This is a genomic window from Brevibacillus brevis (assembly GCF_001039275.2).
Lineage (GTDB): Bacteria > Bacillota > Bacilli > Brevibacillales > Brevibacillaceae > Brevibacillus > Brevibacillus brevis_C.
The window spans coordinates 1,309,004-1,327,681 of record NZ_CP030117.1 but is presented as its reverse complement, the minus strand read 5'-3'; the positions used below and the strand labels follow the sequence as shown (position 1 = coordinate 1,327,681).

15 protein-coding genes are annotated in these 18,678 nt (G+C 46.1%); 3 read left to right on the top strand and 12 right to left on the bottom strand.

The features are described from left to right. Window positions 1-68: 68 nt before the first annotated feature. The 8 genes from AB432_RS06945 to AB432_RS06910 all read right to left on the bottom strand — a co-directional run bounded on the left by AB432_RS06945 (window position 69) and on the right by AB432_RS06910 (window position 10,262). Entirely contained in the window at window positions 69-1,685 is a 1,617-nt protein-coding gene (locus AB432_RS06945; RefSeq protein WP_048031630.1) for a GMC family oxidoreductase, read from the bottom strand. A gap of 181 nt (window positions 1,686-1,866) precedes the next feature. After that, entirely contained in the window at window positions 1,867-2,760 is an 894-nt protein-coding gene (locus AB432_RS06940; RefSeq protein WP_235617631.1) for a nucleotidyl transferase AbiEii/AbiGii toxin family protein, read from the bottom strand. A gap of 16 nt (window positions 2,761-2,776) precedes the next feature. Then, the gene (locus AB432_RS06935; RefSeq protein WP_048031628.1) at window positions 2,777-3,361 is read right to left on the bottom strand and encodes a hypothetical protein; all 585 of its coding nucleotides are present in this window, start codon (window positions 3,359-3,361) and stop codon (window positions 2,777-2,779) included. A 403-nt stretch (window positions 3,362-3,764) separates the two neighbouring features. Continuing rightward, window positions 3,765-4,388 (bottom strand): hypothetical protein, encoded by a 624-nt coding sequence (locus AB432_RS06930; RefSeq protein WP_048031627.1) that lies wholly within the window; start codon window positions 4,386-4,388, stop codon window positions 3,765-3,767. Window positions 4,389-4,729: 341 nt separating this feature from the next. Further along, a complete protein-coding gene (locus AB432_RS30975; RefSeq protein ID WP_235617630.1) occupies window positions 4,730-4,894 on the bottom strand; it encodes a hypothetical protein in 165 nt (54 codons plus the stop codon). Window positions 4,895-4,993: 99 nt separating this feature from the next. Beyond that, window positions 4,994-7,711 carry an S-layer homology domain-containing protein gene (locus AB432_RS06920; protein ID WP_048031624.1) on the bottom strand — a complete coding sequence of 906 codons (2,718 nt, stop codon included), beginning with the start codon at window positions 7,709-7,711 and terminating at the stop codon, window positions 4,994-4,996. Window positions 7,712-7,861: 150 nt separating this feature from the next. Then, complete coding sequence (locus AB432_RS06915; protein ID WP_048031623.1) at window positions 7,862-9,670, bottom strand: helix-turn-helix transcriptional regulator; 1,809 nt, start codon at window positions 9,668-9,670, stop codon at window positions 7,862-7,864. Between the two features lie 4 nt (window positions 9,671-9,674). Continuing rightward, complete coding sequence (locus AB432_RS06910; RefSeq protein ID WP_048031622.1) at window positions 9,675-10,262, bottom strand: sensor domain-containing protein; 588 nt, start codon at window positions 10,260-10,262, stop codon at window positions 9,675-9,677. Window positions 10,263-10,534: 272 nt separating this feature from the next. Here AB432_RS06910 and AB432_RS06905 point away from each other — a divergent pair, with 272 nt between their 5' ends. Both AB432_RS06905 and AB432_RS30675 read left to right on the top strand, forming a co-directional pair. After that, complete coding sequence (locus tag AB432_RS06905; RefSeq protein ID WP_048031621.1) at window positions 10,535-12,523, top strand: serine hydrolase domain-containing protein; 1,989 nt, start codon at window positions 10,535-10,537, stop codon at window positions 12,521-12,523. Between the two features lie 74 nt (window positions 12,524-12,597). Beyond that, window positions 12,598-12,750: a hypothetical protein gene (locus tag AB432_RS30675; protein ID WP_173629614.1), complete on the top strand. Its 153-nt coding sequence runs from the start codon at window positions 12,598-12,600 to the stop codon at window positions 12,748-12,750. A gap of 125 nt (window positions 12,751-12,875) precedes the next feature. On the opposite strand, the gene AB432_RS06900 is transcribed toward AB432_RS30675, so the two are convergent. From AB432_RS06900 to AB432_RS06885, 4 genes are read right to left on the bottom strand one after another with little or no spacing between them, the layout of a single operon-like run. Then, window positions 12,876-13,805, bottom strand: coding sequence for a S66 peptidase family protein (locus AB432_RS06900; RefSeq protein ID WP_048031620.1), 930 nt, complete (start codon window positions 13,803-13,805; stop codon window positions 12,876-12,878). A gap of 49 nt (window positions 13,806-13,854) precedes the next feature. Continuing rightward, window positions 13,855-15,222 carry a sigma-54 interaction domain-containing protein gene (locus AB432_RS06895; RefSeq protein WP_048031619.1) on the bottom strand — a complete coding sequence of 456 codons (1,368 nt, stop codon included), beginning with the start codon at window positions 15,220-15,222 and terminating at the stop codon, window positions 13,855-13,857. Continuing rightward, on the bottom strand, window positions 15,209-15,970 hold the full coding sequence (locus tag AB432_RS06890) for a response regulator (RefSeq protein WP_048031618.1): 762 nt from the start codon (window positions 15,968-15,970) through the stop codon (window positions 15,209-15,211). The genes AB432_RS06895 and AB432_RS06890 overlap by 14 nt, the downstream gene beginning before the upstream one ends. Further along, window positions 15,957-17,528, bottom strand: a complete 1,572-nt coding sequence (locus tag AB432_RS06885) for an ATP-binding protein (RefSeq protein WP_048031617.1) — start codon at window positions 17,526-17,528, stop codon at window positions 15,957-15,959. Before AB432_RS06885 ends, AB432_RS06890 begins: the two co-directional genes overlap by 14 nt. 98 nt (window positions 17,529-17,626) lie before the next feature. Here AB432_RS06885 and AB432_RS06880 point away from each other — a divergent pair, with 98 nt between their 5' ends. Next, window positions 17,627-18,676 carry a DctP family TRAP transporter solute-binding subunit gene (locus tag AB432_RS06880; RefSeq protein WP_048031616.1) on the top strand — a complete coding sequence of 350 codons (1,050 nt, stop codon included), beginning with the start codon at window positions 17,627-17,629 and terminating at the stop codon, window positions 18,674-18,676. Window positions 18,677-18,678 lie beyond the last annotated feature (2 nt).

Here is an 18,678-nt window from a genome sequence, read left to right as displayed (position 1 = left end):
CAAACAGTATCCCTTGAATTTCCGTACAATTGCGGATTCACGGGATATTACCATTTTCATTACTACTTTTACCTTTTCTTATTATGTCGCGAGTTTTGTTTCAAGAGCTGCTGTGCAATTGTATTTCCAATAAGGTAGGCTGGTGCAGACGTGTTGCCATCCACCGTAAATGGAATAATCGAATCATCAGCAACAATTAAGTCTTTTACTCCGTGGACTTGACCATAGCTATCCACCACTCCCGCCTTGCTAAGAGGCGCCATGCGAAGCGCACCTTGTTCATGATGATTATGGTCAAAATTATTTTTGATGAACTCTTCAAGCTTGCGATTATTATTGATGATGTCTAGCGTTGGAGAAATAAGCCGGTATGATCGATCGATCGCGGTTAATTGTGCGGCAATCTTCTTGATATATACCTTGTAACAGTTTTTAACGGCTTCAAGATCTGCGGGATTATGGAGATATCCTTCATCAGCCAGCACAATTTTCAACGGATCATTGCTTTGTATTTTTATGGAACCACGGCTTTTTGGTTTTAGGAAAAGGATAGCTATCATCAGTTTCCCTTTTGAGCCGATTCCAATTAGTTGGACTGCACGACGAGCTTTGTTTGATCCTGGGGTGGGATCTGGCAAGAAGGCCCCACCTGTAAAAAGCGCATTGGGATCATCCTCAGGCAATGGGTTATCTTTCGGATTGGCACTAAACTCAGCAAAGTTGAGCGTGTGGTTTCTAAGGCCTTTGCCTACGTGGGGGTTGGCGAAAACAACAGGGATTCCTGCGTCCTTAAGCATTTGGGCAGGACCGATTCCGGAAAGCATTAAAAGCTGAGAGCTATTGATGCCTGCTGAGATGATTACTTTTTTCCGTGAGTAGGCTCTCACGCGTTTACCCTCTTTGAGAAATTCTACGCCAATTGCTCGCTTATTTTTAAATAATACCCGAAGAGCTGTTGATTTAAAGAAAACTTGCAGCTTTCGACCATTGACTCCTTGACCAGCAGTAGTCATGATATCTGATGATAGAAAAGCGGTGGAGGCACTTTCACGCCGTCCATTGGGCTGCTGAAATAATTGCCAACGGGTAAAGGGTCCAAGGGGAGTTTTCGGGTCATTGTAATCGAGAATTTTTCGAAATCCCGTTGCTTTCTCAATGGCCGACACTAACTTTTTGGACATGGGTGTTGGATTTTCAGGTGCTTGCCGAATGTCGATCAATCCCTTATAACCATGAACCTCTTTATTGTTTGTTTTTCCATTGTAATTTTCCATTGTTCGGAATCTGCGAGTTGCATTCTTTGGTGACCAAAGAGGTCCCAGCAGCTTCTCCCATTGTTGAAAAACTGCTGTCGTAGGTCTTACATACTGCTGTGTGTTAATAGAAGTGCCTCCACCCAATAATCGCCCCGTCGTCCATTCAAAACTTCGTTCATTTACTTTTTCCTGGGGTACTCCTTCTCCTTGCCAAAAATATTGAGGAAGATACAGCTCCTCCAGTTCTAAGGCAAACGTTGAGTTGCTAATTGGCGTGTCCCTATCATTATTTTCTCCTGCTTCCAATACGAGGACGGATGTTTTTTTATCGTCCGTTAGTTTCTTTGCAATAACAGAACCTGCTGGACCAGTGCCTACAACAATGTAATCAAAAATGATCTTCCCATCTTTTTGTTTGCTTTCGCTCATTCGCTACTCCCCTACATGCACAGTTTGGATCATCCCATTGACTCGTAAGACACCTGTGTTCGAAAGAAATTGGGTTAATGTAGGGTATTATTCATGAATGATGATGGTGAATGTTATAAAAAAAGCTCATTCCGTCTACCACGACAGACGGAACAAGCCTACTTCACTTACTATGCTGTTATCATTTTTTCGGTGTCGGGCTCGGCAAACTTTCAAACGCATACCCATTAATCCCGGCAAAATCCATCTTTTTACGCAAATCACTGACAAACTGCGTAAAATAGAGGCCACGATCCATGCTGCCCGCATATTTTCTCAAGTCGTAATCGTAGGATAATGAATCGTATATGTGATGTAAATCATCAACCAGCACCTTTTTCATATCCGCTTTTTTAATAGACGGATCGATACTGCATTCGTTCACGAGCGCCTGTAATGTTTCCTTGAGCGCATCGTTGTCATAGGACGGGTGAGAGAGTAAAAATTTCAAATCGTACAAGTCTTTAAACCTCGGCCTGACAATCGTTTGATGTAGCTTCCAAGCAACCTGGATGGACAGAGGTACCGTGTACGGAACCAAAAAGCTTTCCCCAAAGACAGGTTGGTACTCTAGCGGAACCGGGTCTGCATCCATTTCCAAGTTAAACGAAATATCCAGATTCAGCTCGTTATAGTCATTCGCTTCCCTTGTTTGACCTGTGAAATAATAGGCAATATCCGTATTGATTGTCGGAAAATCATCTGCCATTGCGTAATCGATATATCTCCAAAAGGCATTTTTTCGAAAACTTCTAAACACCACGCCGTCGTTTAGATCCATTTCCGTTACTTGGATCATCCATTGTGTAAATACTTCATGTGCATGTTCGACGTCCCTGATTTTCCCCACATACAATAAGTCGATATCATCCGCGTCCCGAATCTCTCGGTTGTCCAAATATTGTCTGGTTAGCAGGCTGCCTTTTAATACAAAGGGCATATTCACTAGAGCAATTCTTCTCAATAGTGCTTCCAAAACAACGAGCTCTCTCGCCTCATATTCCAACTCTGCTACATCCTCATACGTAATCATCATGAGCCCCCTCTACAAATTAGGAAATCCAGCCGCTGTCCAGTTCTTCGCGGCTGTCATAAATACATAGTTCATATTGTTCTTTGATTAGCTCGATCTGATTTGCTTGCAAAATGATATGTATCATTTCTACTCGATCGTAAAACTGTTTTGGACTCTCATATTCTCGGACGGTAATAAATCTCACTTTTCCATTCGCATTCAAAGAGTTTCTCGAAATATGCCCGCCATGACCTTCACATAAATTTCGTAATGCGGCGACATCATCGACCGCTACTTTGCCATGCCATTCGAAGTAAGGCTTCGAGTTTTTTAGGATGGGCTGGTAAAAGAACTTTTCTTCCTTTGGAGAAATCTCTACTTTTTTTCGGACGATGCTAAAACCGTTGTTTTGAAACGTAGCCGCAATCTTTTCCATCTCTTTATTGGCTTCATGAAAATCTGGGCGTTGGATTACTCCTGTTATCATCGGTTGATTGATGTAATTTCCCTGATCCAAGACGATCATGACCGGTTTCACTTGTTCCGCCTTGCAAATATCGATAAACGCTTCTTTTTCATCCAAACTCATATCATTAAGTGTAATGTGAAATTCAAATTCCATTGCCACACTCCCTAACCATTTCTTTCCTTGTCATATTATACCTGAATCCTATCACCTATTGGCTTTTCATCAAATAAAAAAAGTAGAGGTACGTTGAAAATTATTTCTTCAACCTATCTCTACTTTGTATGAGTGCTAATTGCTAACCATTTAGCTTGGTGGTTGCTGAAAAGTCCAGAGAGTGTACTTTTATGGACCAATGCCCCAAGATTTCATCGAGTCTTAAAGCCTAAGTTCTGAGCTTTGAGCCTAAAGAGCTTTGATACGTAAGATTTGAAAGCTGAGCTCTCATCTTTGAGCTTTCATCCTCATATTTACCAAATAGTTTTAGGATGGCCTGGTTAACCCACTAGGCAAGGGACTCTCGTTTATCAGCTATTCAAATGATTAGCAAATCACACTATTAATCCACAAGATTAATTTTGGTAATCGTATTGGATTCGCTTAAAATAAAATCGACTTCACACTCAAACTCGTCAATTTCTTTACTAAGCGTATCCATTTTCTCTTTCAATTTCAATGGATCTACGAGCTTCGCTTCATTTTGCTCTTTAAACGGTTTGGAGATTGCCTCCATTTCCGTATCCTTCACCTTGGAGTCTTTGCCAAAGTTCGCTTCGAGCAGCTTTTCTAATCGCATCTGTACTTCTTCATTTTTTGATTCTACCTGCGTAACAGCGTGGTTGTAATCTCTTCTCATTTTTTCCAGCAGTGATTTCTCATATTGAATGGACGTTTTTCGCTCGATTGCTTCGGCGACTGTCATGCTCTTGCCGCTAATCGTTACCATCGTCTTTGCGTTGGACTCGACGATCAGGGACTTAATTTTTTGTCTTCTTTTTATTAAATCAACGACTGATTGGTAGTTGCGCTCTGTCGTTTCCTCATATAGCTCAGTGGATGTATAGCCAGACACTGGTTTATGCCCAATTGCCGAAGTCATAAAAGTCGTTTCATTGATGCCTTTTTGAATTCTTTTATCGAGTAATTTTAATTCTGAGAGTCCTCTTGTGATAGACATTTCCATCGTGTCATTCCTCCTCGTGGAGTTTTGATAGAAGAATTGTTTATGTATATAGGGGGTACATTTGGTAGTTTAATATACAACTATATGTAAATGGCTGTCAAACTAGTTTCTATGAAATCACCCTAGACCATTCGCACTGTTTCATAACCCAGTTTCATAATCTTCTACCAGATGTGACCAGTAACTTTCAGCATCCTTCATTGGTGCAGGATCGATTTGTTCAAATAGCCTACGCAGCTCACACCCATATTTATATGAAGTAAATTCACCTTGTTCTCTCATCTTCATTGCCACTTCGTTCTTAATTAGATGAAACAAGAAAAATGTTTCCAAACTTATATTCAACACATAAAGAATACGAAGTCATCAAATTCCGCCGGTACTCCAATACTAATCATAAAGTCAGCATTATTATGGCTTATGCCCAGACTGACTATTTCAAAGTAATCGTAGGCCTGTAATTCAGAGTCATAATAATCGCGGATCTCTTCAATATCAAAGTCCATGCTCTCACTTCTCCCGTTCTCCATTATTTTAAAAAGCTCATTCCTCCCTATAGTCAGGTTGAAATGAGCTTTGGAAAGTTTATCTCGTTATTAACAGTATCAAAGCTGCAAATATAGTCGATATAGCATGCGGGCAGCTTCCCCGCGAGTAACAGCCTCGCCAGCTCTAATCTGTTTATCAGCAGGAATATCGATCAAACGCTGTTTCACAGCCAAAGCCATCGTTGGTTTCGCCCAATCGGAAATCGTTTGTTGGTCAGTGAATTGACTCAGATAGTCCTCCGTATTCGCAGGGTAATAATAATTTTTCTTTTCATGCAATGCTCTCGCGCCGATCGCAGCCATTTCTTCCCGAGATATCGTATGGTCCGGCCTAAATGTACCATCTGGATAACCTTTGACGATATCCTTTTTTTCGGATGAAGCGATAAAGGGAACATGCCATTGCGGCGGATTCACGTCTGAAAAGCTCTCCGTCGCCGTTTCGTCCAAAGCGTAAAAAGCTCTTACAAGCATCGCCGTAAACTCTGCACGGGTAAGCGGTGAATCGGGCTCAAAGCTGCCATCTTCTTTCCCGGTTACGATTCCTTTCGATCCCAGAAACTGTACGGCTTGCTGTAGCTCAGGATCCCGATTGTCAACATCAGGGAACGTTTTGGTATTATCGTCCAAGAAATACGTTCCAGAACGGTTTATTTCGGCTTCCATGCCGTTATTGTACGGATTGAACTTTCCTCCGATCGGCTGCGTTATTTTCCCATTCGTATAGAACACGCTATTATGGGTCGCGTCCGCCTGATTGGCAGGCAGAATGAGCCGGATGTTGCTAGATACGTTCGAAAGCTCCTGGCCATGTTCATCTAAAAATTGCACATGATATTTGCCGTTACTGCTTTCTACCAGGCGAATAACGATAACGGGGAACGAATGGAACAGTTGATTTACGGTCGCAAAATTAACCACCAGCTTTGCATCTCCCGCACGCAGGGTAAGATAGTCGACATCCTTACGATTAATGAAGCTATCCTTGTCCAGCTTGAATGTATAACCATTTTGATCAGGCGAAGACAAAATTTCCCCATTCACGACTAACTCTCTCGCAAGAACAATCTTGTTATCCGACAGCGTCTGTTCTACCGCAGTCTTAGTCTTTCGTGCATTGTCAGCTACGCGATCAACCAACTCGGGAGTGATGACGAATTGGCCATTAACAAGCTCCGGCTTTTCGCTGCTTGCTGCTGTAATAACAAGCTCTCCTGCTTGGGTCAGTCCCTCCACAATAAACGGACGCTGTCTGTCAGCGACAGGAACAGATCGGACGGCAGTGTAATACGTCTCGGACAGCATGTTGCTATCGACGACGTACAACAAAAAGTAAGCGGTCACGTCCGGATAACCTGCTCTGCTTGCAGTAGCCCGTACAATGGTCTGCCCGGGTTTGTTCGCTTTTACGACCTGTGTGCCATTCACATTCGATAAGGTTCCTATGCTCGGATCGTCAATGGTGTACGTCATTTTTGCCCCGGGAAGCAAATTATTTACCATAATTGACTGTTTTCCGCCAGGTTGCAGCATCGTGATATACGGATAGAGACTGATTTCCGGCGAAGTTCGTATCACAGCCTGGGCTGCTGTCCCAGGGCGAGTGCTAGTTGGTTTGTCTGTTGTCCCAGAACGATCGCCAGTCGGTTTAGCTGCTGTCCCAGGGAGATTACGAGCTACCGTTTCTTCCGTGAAAACAACCAGCTTCGGTAAGGCAATTGCATCTGCCCATGCCCACAAAGTCTGGTCCTTTTTTAATACATAGTAAAATCTTTCTTTGGAAGAAAAGTCCCTATGGTGGATAGAAGCGATTTCCGTAAGCTCTGGGAAAACTTTATTGTTTTCCACAGACCAAAGCTGATCGTCCTCTCGGAAGGCATAAGCTTCGTCGATTTTCCGATCACGAATGGAGTTGAAATGAACCATCGTTCGCGCGTCTTTTGCAGCATGTAAATACAAGGGAAACTTTTTAGCGTCAGTTGTTGACCAAGACAAGACATTGCCATCCTTCTTATAGGCATAGCTGGTAGACATGCCTGGCTCTATCTTGACGATATTATCAAATCCGTTCATCTTCTCTGGACTTTTGTTTTTAGAGCGGTTATTCGGAAGATACAAATTTGCATTCCATCTCCATACTGAACCGTCTTTTTTAACAGCGAAGCCGAAGCCTCTAGCCATTCCTATAGATGCGACATCATCCAGCAGCTTTGTTCGGACTGGAATCGGTGAGACACCATTAGTCGTGCCTACTTCACTTCCCAAGCTCCAAACAGAACCATCTGATTTCAATACGAAGAAGACCTTGTAGGAACCGCTATAGTGGGCGTCTAGTGATGTTACATTTTTCAAGTCTTTGATCTGTCGCGGATCACTGGCAGGACTAGTTGCAAGGGTGGCGCTAGGATCGGCGTCCCAATACCACACAGTTCCGTCTTTCTTGAGCGCCACATAGTTACCAATATGGTTTCCGGTGGCCGTCTTCCTTCTTACCGTCATCTCCTTCACATTCTGCAAGCCCGGAATTTGCACCATCTTCGCTTTATAGAAGGGATCGGAAGAACTAAGCGGATAGTCGTGGATGTACCACGTCCATACAGTTCCATCTTTTTTCGAGAGGAGCACATTATCGTTCAGGATATGGTAATCCTCCCCGATACGTGTATATTGCTCTCCGTATACGGTTGTTGTGTCGTCCCCTTTGGCTTGGAGCGTATTAGGGTGGGCCGTTAGGATTAACATAACGCTTAGCAATGCTGCCATGAATCGTTTCATTGTCGCAATCTCCTTGCTCTGTCTTCTGTATACCATAATCTGGGCTAAACTTTATATTAACAGAACAAGAAATATTTACAATAAACAAGCTATTTTAGTCAGAATAAAAAAGAAAAAAAGCCAGGGCCTACTTTCCCTGGCTGTCATACGTTACAGAAGTCCTTCCTTTTTCCCTTTTTGTACCGCGTCATCCCGATTCCGCACTCCGAGCTTGTCATACAGAGCAGACGCATAGTTACGCACGGTCCCGTCTGACAAATACAGCTTGGAAGCAATCGTTTTATAGCGCATGCCTTGGGAAAGCATCTGCAAAATCTCCTGCTCCCGTTTCGTTAAACCATAAGCATTCTCGTCTTTTTCGCTTAGTTTCGGTGCACCGAGCAAATCTTCCTGTTCGTTTACTGGCTGTGCATCCAGCATTTTATGAAACAGGTCCTGTGCAATCATCGTACCACCGCGATGGACGAGGCGAATCGTTTCCGCAAGCTCGCGTGATTCAATCGATTTCAAGAGATACCCGTCTGCACCACTGCGCATGATTTCCTTGGCTTTTTCAGTATCCTGAAACGTAGACAGGACAAGGACACGAATACCTGGCCATTTTTCCTTTATTCGTTTTGTGGCAGTAATCCCGTCCATATTCGGCATTTCCAAGTCCATCAGCACCAGGTCTGGTACTAGCTCCTCGCACAGCTCCACAGCCTGCGCCCCATCCTCGGCTACTCCGACTACTCGCAGGTCCCGCTGTCCCTCGAGTATGGAGCGCAAGCTTTCCCGAATAAACGAGTGATCATCGACGATAAACAAACGAATGATTTCGTCGGCGCTCTCTACCATCCTCGGCACCAAACAAGTAACGAGCGTTCCTTCTCCCCCCTCTGAGTATACGGATACTCTTCCTTGCAAATGAGCAGCTCTCTCTTTCATCGTCGTGATCCCGAAGCCGTCCTCCCAATTTTCCACCCCGTGACCGTTATCCTGTACTTCCAGCCTCGTCTGTTGCTGCTCAAAATGCAAGGAAACGACGATGTCCGTAGCGTGCCCGTGGCGTACGGCATTCGTCAAAGATTCCTGCAAGCAGCGAAACAACGTCATTTTCACCTGCTTACCAACAGGATACTCTTCTCCGATCGCACGAAACCGCACATTTACCTTTGCATGTGTCTGAAACTCCTCCGCAAGCTGCCTCAACGAATGACCCAAGGGAAGCGTCTCTTGCGGTGACCCCATCTGATGCAAGTACCCTCTCACTTCCTTCATGCCTTTTCGCGCAAGCTGCAAGAGGGATTCGAGCTTTTGCGTCCCTTCCTGCGACGCTATATCCTGACGTAAGGTTTCCAGCCCCATGATGATCGAGACATAGGAATGCCCCATCGTATCATGCAGGTCCTTGGAGAGGCGGTCCCGCTCCTCCAGCAAAGTCACTCTCTCGATTTGGGTGAGGTATTGCTCCAGCACACTGTTTTGCTTGCGAATAATTTCATTTTGCCGATGGTTGACGATGAGCAAATGAAAAGCAAACCCTATCGCATAAGCAAGCCCGACTTGCGAAAAAATCACGAAGACATCAAATGCACGAGAAAAAAACATAATCACCAGTGGGATAAAAACAATCGTAATGGGAGCCGACCAGCGAAACGATTTCTCCGCACTATTGGCGGCAATCAAAAAAGCTGGCATCAATAAAGTAAGGTACGCCTCTGGAAACATAGACGTGAGATAAATCGATAATCCGCCAAACAAGAGCATTTCTGCTATCAGATAATAACGATAGCTCAGCATTAAACAAATCCACGGGACGGAAAACACCATCATTTCCCAAAGTATAACCATCCATAAGGGTAGCGTGAGATAATCTCCAAATTTTACGGTCGTAACGGTGAGTGAAAAGCAACCGATCAGACGTAAAAAAAACATCACCCAGTCATACCAGGCCCATTGTTTCACGATTTCTAACAAACCATCATCCCCTAATTGCTTTGAACATCAAGCGCGTGTACCCACCAACTAATTGTACCAGACCGTTCCCTAGCTTGGAGCATCCGATCATGAGTATGAATCCTAAACTCATAATTTGCAATGCCTTCAGCTCTGAATCCACTACGCTCCCAAAAAAATGTAGCTCCACGAAAGGATAGAGCAATGGTATGAACGCAAAACATACGGGTGCAATGTAGATGAGTACTCCGACCACAAGGCAGATACAGCCTAGGACAAATTTTTGCATCAGCCAATAAACGGATATCCAGTTTCTCACATCCATTAATTCCGCCTTTGCCTGCATCCATTGATTTCCCTCTGCTCTTTGTCTCATCGCCAACGATTCTATGGAAATATCCGTATAAATCTTCGTCTGAATACGTTCATGCTGGACAAAGGTTTGAGTTGTACGCAACACATTGGTGAGCAACGGAATTCCCACTACGGTAAATGACAAGGCCAAGCCAAGCACGATACTGACCAAGTAAAAACATAAATAAAATACTCCCGAGACAAATGTATACAGCAAAAAGATAACATTTTGAACGTTACGCATGATCGCTCTTTTCATCTAAGCTAATTCTCTCCCATCTATACCTTTTCCGACACACTGATGACGGTATGCCCTTACCGTAATCCACTGCGCGTCATATGAGCCAGTATCAAAATGTCATATGACAGGCTAAGTTATGTCATTTCATCAAAATCATTTTGTCAGTCGGAAAAGTGATGACAGGAAGTAACTACCGAGCATGACACGAGCTTTGTCATACTGTGCTCAAGCGCTCACTCTCAGAGTCGGTGCGTCAAACCGTGTTGCCAGCACAAAAAGGAGAATCGCACATGAAAAAAGTGATACAAAAAATGAGTCTCGTCGTTTTTCTTCTCTCCACAACCTTGATTTCCGCATGCACACAGTCGCTCGGTGCTGTGGAATCCACTCAGACTGCTTCCATTGCTACCCAAGGGCCGGTGGATGCCAAAGAAATAGAAGCGTTTGCCGATCCACTGTTTGCAGAAAAAATGAAAGAACATAATGTGGCTGGTTCCAGCTTTGTTGTCGTCCGTGATGGAAAAGTCATCGTGAACAAAGGCTACGGCTTCGCTGACAAGGAAAAGAAAATCCCTGTTGATAAAGACACGGTGTTCCAAATTGGCTCAGTATCGAAAACCTTTACCGCCTTGGCTGCCATGCAGCAAGTCGATGCGGGTAAAATTGACCTGCATGCCAATATAGAGGAATATCTCGATGGGCTAAAAATTCCGAATAAGACAGGAAAACCAGTCACCATGTACGACTTGCTCACCTACACACCTGGCTTCGAATTGCCGGATGAAACTACTTTTACCGGTCCACAATACATCGGGCAAGACATCTCTATGGATGAATTCCTTCCAAAGCACATGCCGACCATCATCCGACCACCTGGCGAAGTCTATACGTATGATAATACAGGATTCTTACTCGCTGGCTACGCAGTGGAAAAAGCAAGTGGAATCCCCTTTGCCCAGTATATGGATGAAAAAGTGTTCAAGCCTCTCGGAATGGCCTCGACCAGTGTACGTTTGAAGCCTGAGCTCATGAAGAGAATGGCTGCCAATTACGATCTTAATGGCGAGCAACGTCCGCTAGAAGGACACGCTCCAACTGATGGTCCGCAGGGAAGCATTATATCAAGCGCAGAAGACATGGCAAAGTACATGATCATGCACCTGCAAAACGGAAAATTTGACGGCAAGGAAATCGTCAGTCAGAAAAGCTTGGATTTGATGCATACGCACCAGGTTTTCGCGGATGACATCCCGATCACAACCGTAGGCTTTGAAAACTATTTTCCAGAGTATACAAATGGTCAGCACGTTGTTTTGAAGGGCGGAAACATGCCAGGCCATTCTTCCCTGATGGTATTGATCCCGGAACATAAAACCGGCTTTTTCATGTCCTACAACAATGATTCAATGGTTAGCGCTGATATTTACAAAGAATTCATGGATCATTATTTCCCAGAAACAGAAAAAAAAGCTGAGCCTGATTACTTGCCCTTGAGTGAAGCGGATGCACAAAAATATTTCGGGCTGTATCGAAATACACGTGCCTATTGGACACGCACTTCTATTACCTATGAGAATGGATCACTCGTGCTCGAGAGTGAGGCCACCGGAAAACAAAAGCTGCGAATGATTCGCCCATTGCTATTTGTAGATGAGGCAGGAGAAAAAGTCGCGTTCAAGGAAGACAAAAACGGTAACATCAAATACTTCTATTATACAACGATGAATGGCTTAAGCCTTGTTGCCCATTCGCAAAAAATGGAAATGGAAAATACCTACTCAGACGTTCCTAACACTAGCAGCTATAAGACCCATATCAACAACCTTAGCGCCCTTTCCATTATGGGAGCGAAATCAGGAAGTAAATTTGATCCTACAGGGACCATGACACAAGGCGAATTTGCTGACGCCCTGATCAAAGCAGAAGGCCATTACGTAATGGCCGGGATGGAAGACGTACTTAGACAGCAATTAGCCGCGGGCATCCCTAATTTGAACCCATCGGCACCAATCACAAGACAAGTCGCTGCTGCCATGATCCAAAATTTAAAGCAGCTTGAACCTGTGGCAACCAGCAAAGTGACGCTGCAAGACACAGCCGACGCATGGGCAAAAGATGCGATCACTGCTCTTGTTTCACAAGGCATCGTCGATCCTGACACGAAGGTAAAACCAGATGGCTCCTTCACATTCCGCGCAAAAGATTTACTGAAGCGTCAAGAAGCCAGTGCCTTACTTGACTTAGCATTTGGTTACTATTCATTGCCGATTAAACGATAAGCATCCTTTTCCTCTTTTTGGGATAAAGTAGGGACTTGTTGTATACCCTACTCCTTTGAGGGAGGTGACTGGTCGTGGAAACTAGCGATAAACACAGGGGACAAGCTGAACAAAAAGATTCAAGTGACTTGAATGAGAAGGAAATCGAGCTTCAGCATCAATTTCAAATGTTCCCTACCCCTGATGAAAAACACGCTTCGAACGTGATTACTGAGCTGAAAGATTAATAACTACTGTCTCCCACTTTAAGGCTGTCGAGAAACTCGGCAGCCTTTCTTCGTCCACAAAAAAAGAATCCGCTTATAGAAGACGGATTCTCGCCAGTACCATTTAAAACACACTCTCATTCTCACTATATCGTTACACTCTCTTCGATCACCAGTTTACCGTTTGTCGCATCGAGACTAGCCTCTACGCCCAGTGGGAGAGCGATGTTGCACGCGCCATGTCCGATCTGAATGTTCCAGATAGTCGGTTTTCCGTACGGGACGACGATATTTTGAAACACATCCCAGACAGAGAAGCCCTCGCGCTTTTTCGGCTCACAATCGGTCCATGTCCCGATGACGACGCCTGCACAATCATCAAACAAGCCGCCCTGAGCAAGCTGTGTCAGCATGCGGTCAATCCGGTACGGCTCCTCGTCTATATCCTCCAGAAACAACAGCTTGCCTCTCGTATCGAGCTGGTAAGGCGTCCCCATCAACGCGGAGACGAGGGCGAGATTCCCGCCGACTACGGGTCCAGCTGCCTGACCTTCGACGAGACAGACGATTTCTTCTCCAGGCGGATTGATGATTGCTCCCAATGGCTCTGGGCGAGTCATGGCGCGCAGCAAATATTGCTTGGACCAGTCATCCAGTCCATGCGCGATGTCCGAGGTAGCCATCGGTCCGTGAAGAGTAGCCAGATTCGCCCGCTGTCCGAAAACGGTATGCAACGCCGTAATGTCGCTGTAGCCGATAAACAGCTTCGGATTTTGGGCGATGAGGTCATAATCGAGCAAGGACAGAATTTGTGGGGAACCATAACCGCCGCGCATGCACATGATCCCGTCCACTTCCTCGTCGACGAACATGGCATTCAGCTCAGCCGCCCGTTGCTCAGGAGTTCCCGCCAAATACCCACCGTACGATTCCCGGCACGTATCCGATATTTTCACCTTGTATCCCATACCTTGCAGTTCTGCCATTGCTTTGTTCAGCACTTCTTCTGTAGCAGGGCTAGAGGTTGCCACTACTCCGATTGTATCTCCCGCTCGCAATGCTTTCCCTTTGTTCATCTGTCCAGTCTCCTCCTCCGGTTTCTCTCCCCATTATCGTACATCTGTGTCAAATGGTGCATAGCCATTTTCGCAGCTTGCGACTTGCAGACGGCTGGCTGATTCCGAGCGCTTCCGCTACCTTTGTCGTCGTCTTATGCTGCTCATAGGCCCGATGCACGAGCTGGCGCTCCACCTCGTCCATTGCATCCTGCATCGCCATCACACGATCGACCTTGATCCCTTTGTGCTCACTGGACTCTTGGTTATGAATGTAACGCGGAATTTGCGCGGGTGTAATGAGGACATCGTGAGACGTGACGACGAGCCGTTCCACCACATTTTCCAACTCTCGTACATTGCCAGGCCAATCGTATTCACTGAGGATGCGATAGCAGGTATCTGCGAGCTGTCTTTCCAAACAGTACTTTTGCGAAAAGACATTGAGAAAGTAATGAACGAGCACGGGTATCTCTTCCTGCCGTTCGCGCAGCGGTGGAATTTCCAACGGGACGACGTGAATGCGATAGTACAAATCCTCGCGAAACTTGCCTTCCTTGACCATTTGCCGCAGGTTTTTATTCGTGGCTGTGATCAGCTTTACATCAACTTTTCGCGAAACAGAGCTGCCCACGGGCGTAATCGTTTTTTCTTGCAACACATTCAACAGCTTCACTTGCAAGGAGAGTGACATCTCCCCGATCTCGTCCAAAAACAGCGTGCCGCCGTTTGCCTTCTCAATCAAACCTGCCTTCCCATCTTTGAACGCTCCTGTAAAAGCACCCTTTTCATAGCCAAACAGCTCTGACTCCAGCAATGTCTCAGGAATGGCTCCACAGTTGATGTGCACAAATGGCTTGTCCACCCGTGGACTGCACTCGTGGATGTATTTTGCCAGCACGCCTTTTCCGACGCCTGATTCTCCCAACAGGATCATGGATGATTCTACCTGCGACAGTTTTTTGGCCAACAGGGCGACCTGCTCCATGGACTGACTGCGGTAGATCAAGCTAGTCTCTCCTTTTTGTCTGTTGTTCTCCTTGGTCATTTCACTCTGCAAGACCGTCCCGACGTACTTGACTTCGTTTAATTCCTGCTGCAATTGCTCCTGGCTTGTTATATCAATGAACGTATGGATCACTCCGCTAAAATTCCCGTCCTGATCCCAAATCGGTGTGCCTTCCACAAAAAGCTTCCGATTTTTGCGGGTGGTTTGAATCGTATGTATCTTTTTCTTGTCACGAATGACCCGCCTCGTGATCGTTGGGGCAAAATAACCAAGATGATAAAACTCCTCAACCGGCTTGCGCATCATTTCCTTGGGATCGATTCCGAAAAATTCCTCATATCGTCCTGAGCAAAATAAGGTTCTGCCTTCTGCGTCTGTTACGTGCACGATATCAAACAGCGAGCCTAATAACACTTCATAATCGATCATGGCGCTCTCTACCTCCCGTGCCCCCCGTATCTTGTGGAGTGACACGTACATAACGATTCGTCGGTCTGCCTACCCCACCATAGCTGACATCCATTCTGACACTCCCGCTCTTCTCCAGATAGTCCAAATACCTTCTGGCCGTCACTCTCGCGATCCCTACGCGTTCGGCCACGTCGTCTGCCGATAGTGGCTGACTCTCTTTCTCGATTTGACGCATGATTTGCTCCATGGTGACAGCGTGCAGTCCCTTCGGCAGCACTGCCCTGCCTGGATTCGTATCGGATTGTTCTTTTTCTGGACTTTTGCGGAATAGTAGCCGGTCGACCTCATCCTGGGATGCGATGCCCTCCCAATCAATCCGTCGGCGAAATTCCCGATAGTTTTCCAACGACTGCTTGATCCGTTCGAATTGAAACGGCTTGATAATATAGTCCATGGCACCGTTACGCAGCATGGATTGGATCGTGGTCTTGTCCTTTGCTGCTGTCACGACGATGACGTCCACAGCATGTTTGGCGGCACGCAGCTCCATCAGAGCCTTCACCCCGTCCTGGATCGGCATGAAAATATCAATGATCACCAAGTCAGGAGTAAGCTCATTCACTAGCTTGAGTCCATCTGCCCCATTGGCTGCAATTCCGACCACGACGAAGCCCGGGACCCGCTCAATGAACTGCTTGTTGATTTCCTGTACCATCGGATCGTCTTCCATAATCAGTACGCGCACGTTATCGTTATCCTTCTCCATGACTCTCCACCTCCTCCATCGGAAACGTTATGAGAAAACTGGCCCCTTCTCCGGGTTCCGAATGGCAAACCAGCTCGCCCCTCCCTTTATTGACCAACTGATGCACCAGATGCAGACCAAGTCCACGGTGCGCTCGTTCTTTCGTAGAAAATCCCCGTTCCAGCATGTGTCGGCGCGTCTCTTCGTCCATGCCGATTCCATTGTCCTCCACCAGGATGGAGCAAATCTCTTCGTCTTGCTCGATACTGATCATGATCTCCTTCTCCTCGCGTTCGATTCGCTCGAGTGAATCAAAGGCATTTTCGATCAGATTTCCCAAAATGAGCACGAAATTGTGATGATCCATATACGGCGGAAAATGTTCCAGATGACTCCTGCGATCAATGACAACACGGATGCCCAGCTCTCTTCCGCGACTTACTTTTCCAATCAAGAGCCCAGATAAATTCTCATCCATGATCCGTGTTGTTAAAAAGGAGGTGAGCTCCTCCTGCTGCTCGTTGACCTCGAACAAATACGCGAGTGCCTTTTCATGCTGATGGAGCTGGAGTAAACCTGCGATGGTATGCAAATGATTCATGTGCTCGTGATTTTGTACCCGCAGCGCACCAACGAATTCTTTTACGCCCGTCAGCTCCTCCGCCATTCTCGCCACTTCTGTTCTATCCTGAAAAATCGCAATTGCGCCGACGATCTTTTCCTCGACCTTGATCAGAAAACGGTTCGACCAGAGCAGCGTATTGCCGACGTGAATTTCGGTGTTGGTAAAATTCTGGCGAAGCTCCAGCACTTCTGGTAATCTGGTGTCGTGCAGGACAGACCGTATGTGCATGCCCAGCACCTCTCCCTCTATGCCAAAAATTTGCTTCGCCCTGTCGTTAAAGATCGTGATTCGCTCCCGATTGTCGATGGCGATGACTCCCTCATGCATGGCATGGAAGGTTGCGGTTCTCTCTACCAGGATTCGCGCGATTTCGTCCGGCTCCAGGTCGAGCATCTGCTTTTTCATGTGACGGGCCAACTGATAGGAGCCCCACACCCCGAACAATAGGGAGAAGAAAAAGGTCAGCGCGATATTGTTTCGCTCGCTGTACAAGATCCCCCAGACATCAGGCATTACACGTCCGACCAGAACGACGCCCACCTGCTGATGCTGGTCATCCATGATCGGCACGTAGGCCCGCAGAGCCGTTCCCATCTCTCCTTTCACTTTTTGAAAATAGGAGTGCTCGGCATAGGCCTCATCAACCGCAGGGTCCATAAACACCGTACCAATCCGCTCATCTAGCGGGTCTGAGTAACGCACACGCTCCTTATTCAGCACGACGATATACGTCACATCATTGACGACGCGCAGGTTGTTTGCTGTCGGTTGGATCACCTTCCATCCGTCTGGTTCCTGAATGCTTTTTTGTACATTTGGAATCGTCGCAACCGTGCGCGCTGTGGTCATCAGCCGTTGTCCCAGTTGGGTTTCCGTAATCCGAATAATCCCTCCGGCCATGATCAAGTTTCCGATGATCAAGGAAAAAAGAACGATTCCGACGGAGAGTAGCATAATCTTCCATTTGATTGTTAAGCGTTCGAACAGGTTCGTTCTTTCCTTTCCATTGGGTTTGCAACTCAAATTCATTCAACGTAAGCAGGTGTTTGAAAATGAAATCGTTGGTAACCAGTACATTCATTGTCCTCCTCGGACTTGTGAGCGCTGTCATCATTGGCTTCGGACAAGATTTCCTGATGGAAAACAGAGGATACGACGAAGAACAGGTAGGGCTGTCCAATCAAATTATCATCAAGTTCAGCCACGTTATCGCAGAAAACACGCCTAAGGGTCTGACTATCGAACGCTTTTCCCAACTAGTGAAGGAAAAGACAAACGGACGTGTAGAGGTACAAGTCTTTCCCAACAGTATCCTTCACACCGAGAAAACCGAGATGACTGCTTTGCAAAACGGCGAAATCCAGATGATCGCACCTGCATTCTCCTATCTCTCCAACAGCATTCCCGAGTGGGCTGTGCTTGATCTGCCTTATCTGTTTCGATCGCAAGAGGATGTCGAAACCGTATTCAATGGGGAAATCGGTCAAATACTATTCGATAAGCTTGAAGATTCCGACATGAAAGGGCTGGCCTTCTGGGCAAGCGGCTTTAAGCAAGTGACAGCTAACCGCCCGTTGATCATGCCTTCCGATTTTGTCGGTCAACGTTTGCGCATTATTCCAGGCAACGTAATCGAAGCTCAGTTTCGCACGCTCCAGGCAATCCCTGTAGGCTCTTCCTTCAATGAATTATACAGCATGCTGGCTGCCGGAAAAGTAGACGGCGAAGAAAATACGATCTCCAATGTCTACACCAAACGGCTCTACCAAGTACAAAAGCACATGACGATCAGCAATCACAGCTATCTGGGCTACGCCGTCGTAATTAATAAAACGTTTTGGAACAACCTCCCCGCCGATATTCAGCAAGCCATATCGGAAGCCATGCAGGAAGCGACAGCTTACAATAATCAATTGGCTGTTTCGATGAATGACAAACAACTGCGCTTGCTCCAAGAAAATGGGGGAATGCACATCCACATTCAGACAGCAGAAGAACGTGCGGCCTGGATAGCAGCATTGCAACCAGTCTACGATCAATTCGCTCCGAGTATCGGAGAACCCTTGATGCAGAAAATCAGAGAGCTCCACCAACGCAGGTGAAG

Coding starts and splice junctions, on each gene's coding strand:
- AB432_RS06945 (WP_048031630.1), bottom strand. CDS start 1,685: ATGAGCGAAAGCAAACAAAAAGATGGGAAGATCATTTTTGATTACATT.
- AB432_RS06940 (WP_235617631.1), bottom strand. CDS start 2,760: ATGATGATTACGTATGAGGATGTAGCAGAGTTGGAATATGAGGCGAGA.
- AB432_RS06935 (WP_048031628.1), bottom strand. CDS start 3,361: ATGGAATTTGAATTTCACATTACACTTAATGATATGAGTTTGGATGAA.
- AB432_RS06930 (WP_048031627.1), bottom strand. CDS start 4,388: ATGGAAATGTCTATCACAAGAGGACTCTCAGAATTAAAATTACTCGAT.
- AB432_RS30975 (WP_235617630.1), bottom strand. CDS start 4,894: ATGGACTTTGATATTGAAGAGATCCGCGATTATTATGACTCTGAATTA.
- AB432_RS06920 (WP_048031624.1), bottom strand. CDS start 7,711: ATGAAACGATTCATGGCAGCATTGCTAAGCGTTATGTTAATCCTAACG.
- AB432_RS06910 (WP_048031622.1), bottom strand. CDS start 10,262: ATGAAAAGAGCGATCATGCGTAACGTTCAAAATGTTATCTTTTTGCTG.
- AB432_RS06905 (WP_048031621.1), top strand. CDS start 10,535: ATGAAAAAAGTGATACAAAAAATGAGTCTCGTCGTTTTTCTTCTCTCC.
- AB432_RS06900 (WP_048031620.1), bottom strand. CDS start 13,805: ATGAACAAAGGGAAAGCATTGCGAGCGGGAGATACAATCGGAGTAGTG.
- AB432_RS06895 (WP_048031619.1), bottom strand. CDS start 15,222: ATGATCGATTATGAAGTGTTATTAGGCTCGCTGTTTGATATCGTGCAC.
- AB432_RS06890 (WP_048031618.1), bottom strand. CDS start 15,970: ATGGAGAAGGATAACGATAACGTGCGCGTACTGATTATGGAAGACGAT.
- AB432_RS06885 (WP_048031617.1), bottom strand. CDS start 17,528: ATGCTACTCTCCGTCGGAATCGTTCTTTTTTCCTTGATCATCGGAAAC.
- AB432_RS06880 (WP_048031616.1), top strand. CDS start 17,627: ATGAAATCGTTGGTAACCAGTACATTCATTGTCCTCCTCGGACTTGTG.